General features: G+C 62.9%; 1 pseudogene. It reads left to right on the forward strand.

Annotated features, from left to right (window positions below):
* Positions 1 to 72 (forward strand): annotated as a pseudogene (locus NJG22_RS24520) (type VI secretion system tube protein Hcp); the annotation flags it as partial.
* Between the last annotated feature and the right edge of the window lie 176 nt (positions 73 to 248).

A 248-nucleotide genomic window follows, 5' to 3' on the forward strand; every position in this document is an offset into this window, starting at 1 on the left:
AAGATCACCTGGACCCACGAAGTGTCCGGTACTTCCGGTTCCGACGACTGGCGCGCGCCGGTCGCAGGCTAAGCCTGGACCCCTCCGTCGCCTGCCGCGTTCAACGCGGCGGGCCTCGGCCTCGTTGTGATTTGAAAAAAGGAGGACAGGGATGTTTGCCGCCGCGAATCAGACCCATTTCAGCCTGCACATCGACGGCCTGGAGCACGACTTCCAGGTCCTCGCCTTCGACGGCAAGGAAGCCATCA

It is taken from the genome of Pseudomonas sp. VA159-2 (assembly GCF_024126635.1).
In the GTDB taxonomy this organism is placed as follows: domain Bacteria; phylum Pseudomonadota; class Gammaproteobacteria; order Pseudomonadales; family Pseudomonadaceae; genus Aquipseudomonas; species Aquipseudomonas muyukensis.